The organism is Pseudoalteromonas sp. SR45-1 (assembly GCF_014163655.1).
Taxonomy (GTDB): Bacteria; Pseudomonadota; Gammaproteobacteria; order Enterobacterales; family Alteromonadaceae; genus Pseudoalteromonas; species Pseudoalteromonas distincta.
Genome location: NZ_JACJDR010000037.1, coordinates 1 through 1,086, shown reverse-complemented (window position 1 = coordinate 1,086; position 1,086 = coordinate 1). Strand labels below are relative to the sequence as shown.

Annotated in this window: 1 protein-coding gene; it reads left to right on the top strand. The window is 32.9% G+C overall.

What is annotated here, in order from left to right:
* Positions 1-155: 155 nt before the first annotated feature.
* Positions 156-965, top strand: coding sequence for a toll/interleukin-1 receptor domain-containing protein (locus H5089_RS20010; protein ID WP_002962239.1), 810 nt, complete (start codon positions 156-158; stop codon positions 963-965).
* Positions 966-1,086 lie beyond the last annotated feature (121 nt).

The following is a 1,086-nucleotide window of genomic DNA, read 5'->3' as shown; positions in this document are numbered from 1 at the left end:
TACCGGCCATTGAGGTTGGTTAAATACAATGGAAAACTGTGATAGTAATATCTAAAGTTATTTGTTAAAACTATATAGATTATAAAGGCGAGCTTTACATCCGCTCAGATGTGCCCTTCGAACACTAAGAAATGTTAAGCATTTAAGGAATAAATTTGAAACATCCCAAATATAAAGGTGTTAACTTTCTAGATGCAGAAATACGAAAACTTGAACAAAATGTAATTACTAGAGAGATAGAGTTCGAGTGGGCAGTAAAAAAATTAAAAAATGCAGATCCTTATGACGATATACATAAATTAAGGAAGGCCTTAAAAAGTAAAGAAAAGTCTGTTATTAAAGCTAGACGACAAGTTAAGTCAAAAATAGCTCAAAAAACCAGAAAGTTAGCTGAGCGAAATAAAGAAAAATTTGGTGGTAAAGTTCAAAAAAGAAAGAATATTGCACTTAATCAATCATTAAATGAAGAATTAAAAATTCAGGGAAACATATTGTCTCAATTAAAAAATATGCCGATCAGTTTTGCTAAGGATTTAACTAAGCAAGATGGTAAAGCAAGCGACTTATTTATTTCACACGCCTCTGAAGATAAAGCTGATTTTGTGAAATCATTAGCAGATGAGCTCATAAAACAGGGAGTTTCAGTTTGGTATGATGAATACGCACTAAGAATTGGTGATAGTTTAAGGAAGTCCATTGATAAAGGCCTTTCTCAATCTAGGTTTGGTTTAATTATTTTATCTAAAAGTTTTTTCGAAAAAAACTGGACACAATATGAACTAAATGGATTAGTCGCAAAAGAGATGGAGGGTGAAAAAGTCATTCTTCCTATTTGGCATAATATTAGTAAAGATGAGATTATGAAGTTGAGTCCTACGCTTGTGGATAAGTTTGCTCTTAATTCAGCAACTAATACGGTATATGAAATTGCAGAAAAAGTTGCAGATGCCGTAAACAACGCGTGAAAGCTAATTAATTAGAAAATCCCTAAGAGAGAATAAGAGCAAATTTTGGCTCATGAATCTCATTATCGAACGTCTGCAACTGGCACAGAGCCGTCTTTCGGCTCTAATTCGTTTTTGTCCA